The sequence below is a fragment of the Sphaerisporangium sp. NPDC005289 genome (assembly GCF_040607455.1).
Classification (GTDB): domain Bacteria; phylum Actinomycetota; class Actinomycetes; order Streptosporangiales; family Streptosporangiaceae; genus Sphaerisporangium; species Sphaerisporangium rhizosphaerae.
The window spans coordinates 99,289-110,949 of record NZ_JBEXGS010000030.1 but is presented as its reverse complement, the minus strand read 5'-3'; the positions used below and the strand labels follow the sequence as shown (position 1 = coordinate 110,949).

Genomic DNA, 11,661 nt, shown 5'->3' with positions numbered 1-11,661 from the left:
CGCCACCACCACCGCGAGCACCAGCACCGCCAACGGCTTCGACCGGCACGGATTCGGCCGCATCTGGTCCGGCTACAGCCGCGGCGAGTCCAGCCGCGACCGCTCCTACTTCTCCGGCTACTGGTACTCCCAGAACGGCTACTACTACTTCAAGGGCGACCTGTACAACTACCACCGTGACCGCGACTACTCCTACATCGACTTCCAGTGGCACGACGACAACGGCTGGCACTCGCGCATCTACCGCGGCAGCCGCTACGGCGCCTCCCACTTCACCGGCAAATTCCGCAAGGGAAGCTTCGACGACTTCCGCATCCGCGTCGGCGAGGGCTACCGCGGCCACTACGACTGGGGCCAGTACCGCAACTTCTTCTAAACGACCCGATACCGCCGCCCGGAAGGACTCCTGCGGATACCCGGTCAGGGTGACCGGAGGCGGAAGACAAGTGAGCGGGCGCTCCCCACGGAGCGCCCGCTCTCGTCATGTCGGCATCGGATAGCCGAACCACCCGTCCCGCCTGTCGTCCTGGTCGTGCGGGTACGCGAGGAGGGCGAGGTTCCCCGGCACCGGGCAGGCCGGCGCCGGACACAGGTGCGGATCGACGGCGCGGCCCGAGTGCGACACGGAGATCGCACGCCTCTGACACCTCGCGCGACTTCTTGATCACATAGAGTAACGTCCGCCGTGAAGTCGATCTAGGAGTACCTCACGACGGAGTGGAGTTCGGCGTTGAAGTCACAACATCCCAGGTCCGCGCGCACCGCACTGGCCGGCGTGCTGCTGGCGCTGCTGGCCGCCTCGGGGACGCAGGCGGCGGCCGGTACCGCCGCGCATGCCGCCGCCGGCGTACGGCAGCCGGTCCCGCGGGTCGCCACCACGCCGTGTGTCCGGCAGGGCCAGGCGACCTACCCCGTCGGCTACTACTGGAAGAACGCGCTCGGCATGAGGCTGGGCGCCGGGTCGGTCTCGGTCGACACCTCGCCGTCCCTGTGGGGCGGGCAGATCGCACCGGGCAGCACCTTCACCCTCTCGCTGACGCACCGCACGAGCCAGTGGCCGCTGCTGGTGAGGACCTACACCACCATGTGGGACCTGTCGTCGCTGCTGGCGAACGCCGATGTCGTCGGCCAGTCGGGGACCGGCGCCATCAACGGCACCACCCTGACCATCACCTCGCCGGGCACCAAGACCGACCCGCCCCCGAAGGTCATCACCTTCCAGGTGAAGCAGGGGACCATCGGGCGCAGCATGACCATCCGGCCGACCGGGATCAGCAGCATCATCGCCGCTCCGGGCGAGCTCGGCAACAACACCCCGGCGCCCCCGATTCAGATCGTCGGCGGGCAGTCCATATCGCCCACCAAGGCCACCGACGACACCATCACCACCAAGCAGGACACGGCCGTCAGCGTCCCCGTCCTGGCCAACGACACCGCCACCTCACCGACGATCACCAGCGTCACCAAGCCGGCCAACGGCACCGCGACCATCTCCGGCGGCAACGTGGTCTACACGCCCGCCGCAGGCCTCAGCGGCACCGACACCTTCACCTACACCATCGCCACCCCCTGCGGGACCAGCACCGCCACGGTCACCGTCGTCGTCACCTGTGCCTACAAACCGGTCAACCTGGTCAACGGCAGCTTCGAAGCGCCGGCCGTGGCCACGGTCGACTGGTCCATCCCCGACGCCTCCACCAACCCGGCCGCCGGCTGGCACACCACCGCCACCGACAACAAGCTGGAGTTCTGGCGGGGAAGCGCGGCCGGGTTCCCGGCGGCCGACGGGCAGCAGTTCGCCGAACTCAACGCCAATCAGGTCTCCACGCTCTACCAGGACCTGCCGACCGTCCCCGGAACGCCGATGACCTGGGGGGTGTACCACCGAGGCCGTCTCGGCACCGACGTGATGCGGGTGCTCATCGGCGCTCCGGGCGCGACCGTGGCCCAGATCCCGTCCGGGGCCTCCTCGCCGGACATCTCCGACGACAACACCGCCTGGCGCTACTACACCGGTGTGTACGTGGTGCCTCCGGGACAGACCACCACACGATTCGCCTTCGAGTCGGTGTCCGCCGCGGGCGGCACCCCGACGGCCGGCAACTTCCTGGACGGCGTGACCTTCCAGTCACCGCCCTGCCTCTCCATGACCACGAGCACCCTGAGGACGGCCGGATCCCGGGGAGCGTCTCGGATCCGATGACATAACGGGATACGTCCTCACCACCGGATGGGTCCGGTTAGCGCCGGAGCCGCAGGTCTCACCCGCGGTCGATGCTCGGTCGAGCATCGACCGCGGGTAGGCCGTTGAGGCAGGTGTGGAGTCGTTCAGGTACACGGTCGTCACCGCGTGGCCGTCACCGCGTGGTCGTGGCCGGATGCGGGTCGATGAGCGCCGAGCCGAAGACCCACGGCGAGGTCTCGGCGATGAAGTCCCCTGGGAATCCGAGCGTGAACCCGGACGCCGCTTCCAGGCGGGCGTCGCTCTCGGGCGGCAGGACGAGGTCGATCGCGGCGAGATTGTCGCGGAGCTGGTCGGCGCGGCGCGCCCCGATGACCGGGTGGACGGCGCGGGAGCGGCTCATCGTCCAGGCGATCGCCACCTGTGAGGGCGTGGCCCCCAGGTCGTCGGCCACCTCCTGGACGACCCGGGCGACGGCGTGGTCCCGGTCCGAGAGCGACTCGGCGGCCAGCCTGACGCCGGCCGCGGGGCCGTCCGGGCGGGTGTACTTGCCGGACAGCACCCCGCCGGCCAGCGGGCTCCACGCGGTGACGCCCAGGTTGAGGGACTCGGCCATCGGCAGCAGCTCACGTTCGATGTCGCGCTGCAGCAGGCTGTAGGGCACCTGCAGGCCGATGAACGGGCTCCAGCCGTGCCATTGCGCCAGCGTGTTGGCACGGGACACGACCCAGGCGGGGGCGTCGGAGATCCCCACGTACAGCACCTTGCCCGCCTGGACCGCATCGTCCAGCGCGCGCATGGTCTCCTCGATCGGCGTGTGCCGGTCCCACATGTGCACCCAGTACAGGTCCAGATAGTCGGTGCGCAGCCGGCGCAGGCTGGTCTCCAGCGACGCCCGCAGGTTCTTGCGATGGTTCCCGGCGGCGTTCGGATCGGTGCGGGCCCGCGACACGGTGTACTTCGTGCCGAGCACGAACGACTCCCGCCGGCCCTTCAGCAGCTCGCCGAGGAACTCCTCGCTGGCCCCGTCGCGGTAGTTGACGGCGGTGTCGATCATGTTGCCGCCGGCCTCGGCGTACAGATCGAGCATCAGCCGGCACTCCGGCAGCGGCGCGCCGACCCCGCCCTGCTCGCCGAAGGTCATCGCGCCCAGGATCAGCTCGGAGACGCGCAGCCCGCTCGCGCCCAACGTGCGGTACCTCATGCGGTCGCCGATCCGCTGAACAGCTCCGCGGCCCGCGAGACGATCTCGTCGTGCGGCACGTCTCGCACGTGCTCGTCCAACGCCCAGCGATGCCCGAACGGGTCCAGCAGCTGACCGGTGCGGTCGCCCCAGAAGGCGTCGTGCACCGGCTCGAAGACCGTGCCCCCCGCCCTCATCGCCCGTTCCCAGGCCGCGTCGACGTCCGGGACCGGCACGTGCAGGGCGGCGGAAGTGCCGCCGAGGCTCGCCGGTGAGCGCATGCCCAGCGCGGGCATCTCGCCGGCCACCGCCAGCACGGTGCCGCCGAGCAGGAGCTCCACGGTCAGCGTGCGGCCGTCGGGAAGGGTGATACGGCCTGTCTCCTGGGCGCCCAGGGCTTCGGCGTACCAACGGGCGGCGTGGTCGGGGTCGCCGACCACCAAGTGGATCGCGATTCGCGTCATGAACCTGACCATACACATCGTATGGACAATACGTACAGACTTCCTGTCCGTACATGCTGTCGTATACTGGCGGCATGCCCTCCAAGCGCACGGCGCCCTCCGCCCGCCGATCCGGCACGGCGCCCGCTTCCGCCGAGCTGCGAGAGCGCATCCTGTCCGCGACGCGCGAGCTTCTGCGGCAACACCGCTTCGACGCCCTCAGCGTGGCCGACATCCTGACCGCCGCCGAGGTCTCCCGGGCGAGCTTCTACTTCTACTTCCCGAGCAAACAGGCCGTGCTCGCCGAGCTGGTGCGCCAAGCCGTGACGCAGGGGCAACAGGCGGCACAACCCTGGATCGACGGGCAGCAAGATCCGGTGACCGCCCTCCGGGCGGGGGTGACGGACGGCGCCCGCCTGTGGCGCGCCAACGCGGGCGTCCTCATGGCGATCGTGGAGAACTGGGCCTCGGACGAGGACCTGCGAACCCTGTGGCTCGAACAGATGGACCTGTTCACCGACGCCGCCGCGGCACGCGTCGAATCCGACCCGCACGCCCGCCGGCGACTCGCCGGCCAGGACATCCGCACCGTCGCCGCCTCGCTCACCTGGCTCGGGGAGCGGCTCTACTACCTCGCCGCGGCCGGAGTCCCTCCCTTTGACGACGAGGAGGTGCTCATCGACGTCCTCATCAACGCCTGGACCTCCCTCCTGTACGGCCGCACCGCCACCGACCCGGACATCCCGCCCCTTACACCCATCGAACCGCCGGACCATTCGCCGTGAGACATGGAGCCAGGGGCTTGCATCCGGCACCGGGGTACAGGGGCCTCACTTCTCCCGAGCTGGATCGTCATCGCATCCCGAATAGACCTGCGGCTTCGATCGGCAGGGGCTCAATCGGCTTGTTGGTCGCGGGCCGGAATCGGCTCGGCCAGCGCGGCGCGCCCGGGAGGCGCGGGGAAGGGGTCGGCGAAGTACTGGGTCTCGTGCGTGACGAGACCATCGGTGATCTCCATGACGCTGAGCGAGTATGTGGGCACACCGTCATAGGTGATCACGCACTCGCTCACCCAGAGGTCGCCGCCCCCAAAGATCCGGCGGACGGCGAAGTGGCGTTCGGCCGGGTGCCCGCCGCGTTGCGCCTGGATTTTTGACCGCCCTGTGAAGCGCTCCCCCGACTGCGGGTAGTCCAGGATCGCGTCCGCGGCGTAGATCGCGTGCTCAGCGGCGACGTCCCCACGTTCGGAGGCCTCCCAGTGCTCCCGAAGCCGAGCCTGGAAATCGTCTTCGGGACCGATCGCGCCGTTCACCCCGTCAGTCCCTCATTTCCAGAGAGAATGTCGCCGACCTTCACGACAGGTCGCCGACCTTCACGACAGACGGTACCGAGGGGTTCCCGTGCGGCGTGGGACCACAACCGGCGCGTCCGGCACCACGGTCGAGGGTCCCGCCATGGCGACGACGACCGTATGCCCCGGTCAGGCGGTGAAGAACCGCCTGAGTTCGGCGGCCACGACATCCGGGCGGCCGGCCGGGTTCCGCTTGCCGACATCTCCGGACGCGTCGTGGTCGAGGCCGGGGAACTCGACCCGCTCGACGTTGGGCACGGTCTTCTCCAGCCCGGACAGCGCGGGCTTGAGAAAGGGCAGCCCCTTGCTTCCGCCGAGGAGGAGCACGTCGGCGCGTACGTCGGCGAAACGGTCCAGGGTGTCGGCCATCTCGGCCAGCAGCACGCCCTCGTAATGCAGAGTCGGGGCGAGGGTACGCATGGTCGCGTCACCCGGCTTGGCGTGCTTGTCCTCGCTCTTCATCAGCAGGCCGGTCATCCAGGTCAGCAGACCTCGCGGCATGACGTTCATGATCGGCGGCCCGAGCCGGAGCCCGAGCATGCTCGTCACCAGCGCGGCCGCCACCTTGCCCTCGGCCATCTCCCGGTCGAAGCGGCCGATCCACCCGGTCAGCCGGGGGACGTCCTCCAGAAGCAGGGCCGGCTCGTAGACGGCGACCTTGTGGATCGCCGGCAGGGTACGCGCCGCCTCGAGCACCGCCACCCCGCTCGCGCTGACACCGAAGACACAGTGGGCACTCGTCTTCCGCAGTACCGCGTCAAGGTCTTCGACCTCCTTCCGCACGCTGTAGTCGTCCCCGTACGGCCCGCTCTGGCCGCGGCCGCGCCGGTCGGGCAGGTGGACGGTGAAGGCGTCGGCCAGCGCTTCGGCCATGGCCAGGTGGCTGCCGGCCGTCTCCATGGAGCCGTGCAGCAGCACGATGCCGGGGCCATGGCCGATCGAGTGGTAGGCGATGCGGGTGCCGTCGTCCGAGATGACGAAATCGGTGGTGAGGTCAGCGGTCCGAGGCAGTTCATGAGTGGTCATCGCCATGTCCTTTGGTGCGCCGTTTGATCGACATTCGAATAGTGTCAGAGAAACTAGTATCTCGTCAACTAGTGGCACTGGCGCTAATATCGAGGCATGACCCGCTCACCGCTCGCTCTGACCGTCATGGCTCTGCTGCAGTACAAGCCGCTGCACCCGTACGGCATCCAGCGGCTGATCAAGCAGTGGGGCAAGGACAAGGTCGTCAACGTCGGCCAGCGGACGAGCCTCTACCGGACCATCGACCGCCTCACCGCGGCCGGCCTGATCGAGGTGCGAGAGACCGGGCGCGACCAGGCGTATCCCGAGAGGACGGTCTACGGGATCACCGACGCGGGACGCGCCGTGGCCCGCGAATGGCTGCTCGACATGCTGGCCACGCCCAAAGCGGAGTTCCCCGAGTTCCCCGCGGCGCTGTCCCACCTGCTGATGCTCGCCCCCCAGGAGATACGCGACGCCCTCGATCGGCGCGTGCGAACGCTCGACGAGACGCTGGCCGCGCTGGACACCGACCTCGGCGCCGAAACCGGATACGGCATCCCTCGCATCGCCATGCTCGAGGCCGAGTACATGCGCGTCGTCATCGCGGCCGAACTGCAGTGGCTCCGCTCAGTGTCCGACGACCTGCGCAGCGGCGCCCTGGCGTGGTCCCCCGAGGAGATGCTGGCATTCGCCGAGACCCCCGAGTGAGGCTCCACGGCGAACGACCGAACCATCGGGCGCCACGATGAGCCAGAGCGAGGAGCAGCGCTGCACGCAGAACCGAGGGCTCCGGCCCAGTGATCGCGCGCCGGCCGGGTCGTCTCCCGCGGTGGCGAGTGCGGGATTCCGGGCGGCGCGCACGGGGAGCGGGAGCGTCCCGCCTCCCCGCCCCCTTAAGAGCGGGCTCCCTCCGAACGAGGGCGCCCGCCTCGCTCCGTGGTCTACGCCGTCGCCTGGACGGTCGAGCTGTCCGCGACCTGCTCCCGCGTGACAGGGCGGCGCCGGGTCGGCAGTCCGAGGGTCGGGTTGGCGACGCCCCAGGCCGCGCCCTTGCAGACCAGTTCCTTGTACAGGGCCGCGAGCCGTCCGGTCAGCACCGCGCTCACAGCGCGGTCGTCGGCGGTGACGTACTGGATCAACCCCTCCTTGCGACCCAGGGAGATGCACTGGTTGAAGTAGCGGATCGGCGCGTTCGAGAGCTTGCCGCCGGTCAGGCGCGCCGCAATCGCGTCGGCGGCCTGCCACGCGGCCGGAGTCCCCGAGGCGCACGACATCCGCAGCGGCTTGTTCCCATGCCCCATCGCCATGGCCGCGTCTCCGATCGCGTACACATCCGGGTGCGAAACCGAGCGCATGGTCCCGTCGACCACGATCTGGCCGGTGCCGGCGACCTCAAGGTCGGTCGCCTCAGCGATCGGGTGGACCGCGAAGCCGGCGGTCCACACGGTGACCGCGGCCGGGATGACCGTGCCGCCCGCGGTGACGATCCGGTCCGCCTCGACGCCGGTGACGGCGGCGTGCTCATGCACGGTGATCCCGAGCTTGGCGAAGACCTTCCGCAGGTGCGCACGGCCCTTCGGGGAGAGCCAGTCACCGAGGCCGCCTCGGGCGGCGAGGGCGACGTCGAGGTCCGGGCGGGACTCGGCGATCTCGGTTGCGGCCTCCACGCCGGTGAGGCCGCCGCCGACGACGACCACGGTCTGTCCGGCGTCGAGGCGGGCCAGGCGCTCGCGCAGCCGCAGTGCTCCGGGGCGGCCGGCGATCTCGTAGGCGTGCTCGGCGGTCCCGGGGACGCCCTGGGCGTTCCAGCCGCTGCCGAGGGCGTAGACGAGCGTGTCGTAGGAGAGTTCCGCGGCGCCGTTCGCGCCGTTCGCGCCGTTCGCGTCGGCGACGGTGACGGTCCTGCGGCCGACGTCGACGCCGGTGACCTTCGCGAGCCTCAGTTCGACGCCGGTGCCCGCAAGCATCTCACTGAACGGCCGGGGCTTGAGGTCCTGACCGGTCGCCAGTTGGTGCATGCGGACGCGTTCGACGAAGTCGGGCTCGGCGTTGACGAGGGTGATGGTGACATCCTCGCGGCGGAGCCGCTTGGCGAGGCGGCCGGCGGCGATCGCTCCGGTGTATCCGGCTCCGAGGACGATGATGCGGTGCTGCATCTCCATGCTCCTGTCTTGCGCGGTTTTGCCCCTTGAACCGGATGGCTCGCCGTTTCCTGACAGGAACGCGATGTGAAGCACCTCACATAGGGCTCAGAAGGCGGTGAACAGCGGCTCCCCGTGGTCGCCGGCTGCCCACCGCTCGGTGGCGCGTTCGAGCTTGTCGGGGTTGACCTGGTTGCGGACCGCGACGATGCCGTCCGCGGTCACCTCCAGGCACATGACGCCGACCACCCGGCCGTCCACGACGGCCACGACCGAGGGATCGCCGTTGACGATCGAGGTGTACAGCCCGGCCGTGCCGCCGGCGATGGAGCGCTTGGCCTCGCCCGGGCGGAACAGGCCCCGCAGGAACTTCGCGACCGCGACGGCACCCTCGAACGCCTTGACGCGAGCCGGGATCTTCCCGCCACCGTCGCCGATCGCGATGGCGTCCGCGGTGAGCAGGCGCACGAGCGGCTCGGTCCGGCCGCTGCAGGCGGCCGCCAGGAACTCCTCGACGATCCGCCGGGCGGCGGCCTCGTCGACCTCGCCGCGGACCTTGCCGTCCGCGACGTGCTTCTTGGCACGGTGGAAGATCTGCTGGCTGGCGGCCTCGGTGAGGTCGAGGATCGCGGCGATCTCGCGGTGCGAGTAGTCGAACGCCTCACGCAGCACGTACACGGCCCGCTCGTTGGGAGACAGGCGCTCCATGAGGGTGAGGACCGCGTACGAGACCGATTCGCGCTGCTCGGCGGTGTCGGCCGGGCCGAGCATCGGGTCTCCGGCGAGCAGCGGCTCGGGAAGCCACTGGCCCACGTAGGTCTCGCGGCGCGCCCGCGCGGAGGTGAGCTGGTTGAGGCACAAGTTGGTGAGCACCTTCGTCAGCCAGGCCTCGGGAACCTCGACGCGGCGGACATCGGCGGCCTGCCAGCGCAGGAACGTCTCCTGCACGGCGTCCTCGGCCTCCCCGGCGGAACCGAGAAGACGGTATGCGATGGCCTCCAGCCGCGGCCTGGCGGCCTCGAACCGGTCGACATCCTCCACGGTCAAGGGCATGGCCCGAGCCTAACCCCGCGACACCCGTTGTCCGCCGCCCGGATCGCGCCGATCACATGAGCCGACAGGACCCGGCGAACGACCGGACACCCGGCTCCGGTCCTGTCCGGCCCTCGACACGCGAAATACTCGCACGGACAGTAATTGATCAAGGACTTTCGGTTATGACATGGTGCTCGAGTCCTGACCGACTCTCATGGGGGCCCATCATGCTCGCTCGCCGTCTGCTCGCCGTCGTCGTCATCTCCACCAGCGTGGGAGGGGTGACCACTCTGCCCGCCACCGCCTCCACTCGCCGGCCCGCCGGTCACACCGCCCAGGCCTGGCCTCCCATGTGCGTCGACGTCAGCAACAACCGGGGCAACGGCACCCTGATGTACCAGTGGCAGTGCGACGGCAACAACGCCAACCAGAGGTTCGTCATCGACAACGGCCTCATCAAGGTGGAGGACACCATCGGCACGGGCCAGGTGATGTGTCTTGACTCCTCCAACGGCCGCACCAACGGCACCCGGGTCTACCAGTGGCAGTGCCTGGGTAACCCCAACCAGCTCTGGGTCGTCCAGAGAGGCGCGATCATCCTCAAATCCACCCTGTCCTCCGGCAACCCTCTATGCCTGGACGCCACCAACAACCGCGGCAACGGCACCCAGGTGTACCTGTGGCAGTGCGGCAGCGGCAACACCAACCAGAAGTTCGTCATCAACAACGGCCAAATCGCGATCAAGGACACCTTGCTCTGATCCTCGGTCTCCCCGGACCCTTTGCCTGTACCGCCCGTGACCGGCTCACCAAGCAAACGGGCACGCAGTGGGCGGGCCGATGAAACGGGTAGGACGCCTATTTCCAGCACCGGGCCGCGACATCCGGCCGGCCCGGTCATCTATCGCGCAGTAGCTTCTCTCGCCTGGCCAGCAGCCGCGCACGCTCAGCGGACAGGGCGCTGTGGCGGGCCTGCACACGCGCGTTCATGTTCCGGACCCATCCGGCCGTCTTCATGACCTCAGCGCGGGTGTTCTCAATCCGATTGTGCTTGATCACATCGGTGATGATGTTGTCGAAGAAGACGTCAGCGAACCACCGCGTGTCCACCTTGGGCATGCGAGCGTGTGCGGAGATGCCGACGTCCGCCAGTTCACGGGAGAAGACGTCCAGCGCCCGCTGGGCTCGCCAGGCCACCTGGTCGGCGGTGCGCAGCCGGTTGTGCTCGAAGGCATCGGCGATCAGACCGCCGCCGAGAACATCCCAGGTGGACGCGCGCCTGGCCGAGTTCAGATGGTGCAGCACCTCACCGATGGCGTCGTGTGCGGTCTGCCCGGCGTAGTGGGCCTGCTCGTGCTCACGCTCTTGCGCCGTCACGCGGTCCAGGGCGGCGCCGAGGTCGGCCAACTCTCTGGCGCGGGCATCACCACTGCCGATGAGCTGTCGTTCCTTCTCGGCCAGCAACTCGGCGTATTCATGTCGAGCCGTCGCGAGCCCGGCCAGCTCCGCCTCGGCCACACGCGCATCCGCCTCAAGCTGGGCCAGTCGGGCCCGATGGCCATCGACGCGCTGCCTGGCGACGGCCACCTCGGCGCGCTCGCGAGCCAGATGCTCCTCGCGGACGCCCAGCAGGCGAGCCGGGACGGCGGACACCCCGCTTTCCAAGCGGGTGACGTCGTTCTCCTCCTGGGACAACTTCAGCTCCAGGCCCGCCAGGGTGTGCTGCGCTTCCCGGATCTGCTCTTCGGTGGCTTTCCGCAGCCGCCGCAGGTGGTCAGCGCGGTGCTTTCGGGTGGCCGCGACACGCAGCCGCTCGTCGAGTTCTGGTGAGCCCGTCACACTTCAGGCGACGAACGAGACACTCCAGACGTTCCACCCAACCCTCACGACGTAACCCGTCCAAATCAGGCAACGTTGGTGACCATGTCAGAGGGGCTTTGAGTACCTTCACCACACGGGCACCACGCTCGCCGCGCAGTCGGAACGAGCCTCGCCGACCTCAAGGCGCGAAGCGGTGCCGACAGCCACCGGGCGGCGCCGACCTACCAGCACGCCAGGCGCGACGCCGATCAGAAGATCGCCGATGCGCTGAGCACGCGGGTAGGGGTGAGCGAATCGACGCGACGGTGACGCGAGCCGTTGAGTCCGGCCGGCCGAGATACGAGGCGAGGACGTCGACCCCGACCAGAGCACCGTAGTCCCCGGCCCTCCCGCCCCCCAAAAGCCCCAGAGATATCAAACCGAGGCTAGAACGGTCTATCTGTATCTATTATCACTACTATGATCGCCTCACGCCCATATCCCCCGCCCATGGAGCA

Annotated in this window: 12 protein-coding genes; 5 read left to right on the top strand and 7 right to left on the bottom strand. The window is 69.2% G+C overall.

Going from position 1 to position 11,661, the window contains the following annotated elements; translation table 11 throughout:
• Both ABZT47_RS35790 and ABZT47_RS35785 read left to right on the top strand, forming a co-directional pair.
• On the top strand, window positions 1-376 hold a 376-nt coding region (locus ABZT47_RS35790; protein WP_354852239.1), incomplete at its 5' end, for a hypothetical protein.
• Window positions 377-730: 354 nt separating this feature from the next.
• The gene (locus ABZT47_RS35785) at window positions 731-2,203 is read left to right on the top strand and encodes an Ig-like domain-containing protein (protein ID WP_354852237.1); all 1,473 of its coding nucleotides are present in this window, start codon (window positions 731-733) and stop codon (window positions 2,201-2,203) included.
• A gap of 154 nt (window positions 2,204-2,357) precedes the next feature.
• On the opposite strand, the gene ABZT47_RS35780 is transcribed toward ABZT47_RS35785, so the two are convergent.
• The gene (locus ABZT47_RS35780) at window positions 2,358-3,386 is read right to left on the bottom strand and encodes an aldo/keto reductase (RefSeq protein WP_354852235.1); all 1,029 of its coding nucleotides are present in this window, start codon (window positions 3,384-3,386) and stop codon (window positions 2,358-2,360) included.
• Window positions 3,383-3,829 carry a VOC family protein gene (locus tag ABZT47_RS35775; protein ID WP_354852233.1) on the bottom strand — a complete coding sequence of 149 codons (447 nt, stop codon included), beginning with the start codon at window positions 3,827-3,829 and terminating at the stop codon, window positions 3,383-3,385. The genes ABZT47_RS35780 and ABZT47_RS35775 overlap by 4 nt, the downstream gene beginning before the upstream one ends.
• 74 nt (window positions 3,830-3,903) lie before the next feature.
• On the opposite strand from ABZT47_RS35775, the gene ABZT47_RS35770 reads away from it, so the two are divergent.
• Window positions 3,904-4,593 (top strand): helix-turn-helix domain-containing protein, encoded by a 690-nt coding sequence (locus ABZT47_RS35770; protein ID WP_354852231.1) that lies wholly within the window; start codon window positions 3,904-3,906, stop codon window positions 4,591-4,593.
• A 110-nt stretch (window positions 4,594-4,703) separates the two neighbouring features.
• Here the strand turns inward: ABZT47_RS35770 and ABZT47_RS35765 are convergent, their stop codons facing one another.
• Both ABZT47_RS35765 and ABZT47_RS35760 read right to left on the bottom strand, forming a co-directional pair.
• Window positions 4,704-5,120 (bottom strand): nuclear transport factor 2 family protein, encoded by a 417-nt coding sequence (locus tag ABZT47_RS35765; protein WP_354852229.1) that lies wholly within the window; start codon window positions 5,118-5,120, stop codon window positions 4,704-4,706.
• A 168-nt stretch (window positions 5,121-5,288) separates the two neighbouring features.
• On the bottom strand, window positions 5,289-6,185 hold the full coding sequence (locus tag ABZT47_RS35760) for an alpha/beta hydrolase (protein WP_354852227.1): 897 nt from the start codon (window positions 6,183-6,185) through the stop codon (window positions 5,289-5,291).
• A gap of 96 nt (window positions 6,186-6,281) precedes the next feature.
• On the opposite strand from ABZT47_RS35760, the gene ABZT47_RS35755 reads away from it, so the two are divergent.
• The gene (locus tag ABZT47_RS35755; protein ID WP_354852226.1) at window positions 6,282-6,875 is read left to right on the top strand and encodes a PadR family transcriptional regulator; all 594 of its coding nucleotides are present in this window, start codon (window positions 6,282-6,284) and stop codon (window positions 6,873-6,875) included.
• Between the two features lie 233 nt (window positions 6,876-7,108).
• Here the strand turns inward: ABZT47_RS35755 and ABZT47_RS35750 are convergent, their stop codons facing one another.
• Both ABZT47_RS35750 and sigJ read right to left on the bottom strand, forming a co-directional pair.
• A complete protein-coding gene (locus ABZT47_RS35750) occupies window positions 7,109-8,323 on the bottom strand; it encodes an FAD-dependent oxidoreductase (protein ID WP_354852224.1) in 1,215 nt (404 codons plus the stop codon).
• A 93-nt stretch (window positions 8,324-8,416) separates the two neighbouring features.
• On the bottom strand, window positions 8,417-9,361 hold the full coding sequence (sigJ, locus tag ABZT47_RS35745; protein ID WP_354852222.1) for an RNA polymerase sigma factor SigJ: 945 nt from the start codon (window positions 9,359-9,361) through the stop codon (window positions 8,417-8,419).
• 209 nt (window positions 9,362-9,570) lie between these two features.
• Between sigJ and ABZT47_RS35740 the strand changes: the two genes are divergently transcribed.
• On the top strand, window positions 9,571-10,104 hold the full coding sequence (locus tag ABZT47_RS35740; RefSeq protein ID WP_354852220.1) for an RICIN domain-containing protein: 534 nt from the start codon (window positions 9,571-9,573) through the stop codon (window positions 10,102-10,104).
• Window positions 10,105-10,240: 136 nt separating this feature from the next.
• Here ABZT47_RS35740 and ABZT47_RS35735 read toward each other — a convergent pair whose 3' ends face one another.
• A complete protein-coding gene (locus ABZT47_RS35735; RefSeq protein ID WP_354852218.1) occupies window positions 10,241-11,182 on the bottom strand; it encodes a hypothetical protein in 942 nt (313 codons plus the stop codon).
• Window positions 11,183-11,661 lie beyond the last annotated feature (479 nt).

Coding starts and splice junctions, on each gene's coding strand:
- ABZT47_RS35780 (WP_354852235.1), bottom strand. CDS start 3,386: ATGAGGTACCGCACGTTGGGCGCGAGCGGGCTGCGCGTCTCCGAGCTG.
- ABZT47_RS35775 (WP_354852233.1), bottom strand. CDS start 3,829: ATGACGCGAATCGCGATCCACTTGGTGGTCGGCGACCCCGACCACGCC.
- ABZT47_RS35770 (WP_354852231.1), top strand. CDS start 3,904: ATGCCCTCCAAGCGCACGGCGCCCTCCGCCCGCCGATCCGGCACGGCG.
- ABZT47_RS35760 (WP_354852227.1), bottom strand. CDS start 6,185: ATGACCACTCATGAACTGCCTCGGACCGCTGACCTCACCACCGATTTC.
- ABZT47_RS35755 (WP_354852226.1), top strand. CDS start 6,282: ATGACCCGCTCACCGCTCGCTCTGACCGTCATGGCTCTGCTGCAGTAC.
- ABZT47_RS35750 (WP_354852224.1), bottom strand. CDS start 8,323: ATGCAGCACCGCATCATCGTCCTCGGAGCCGGATACACCGGAGCGATC.
- sigJ (WP_354852222.1), bottom strand. CDS start 9,361: ATGCCCTTGACCGTGGAGGATGTCGACCGGTTCGAGGCCGCCAGGCCG.
- ABZT47_RS35740 (WP_354852220.1), top strand. CDS start 9,571: ATGCTCGCTCGCCGTCTGCTCGCCGTCGTCGTCATCTCCACCAGCGTG.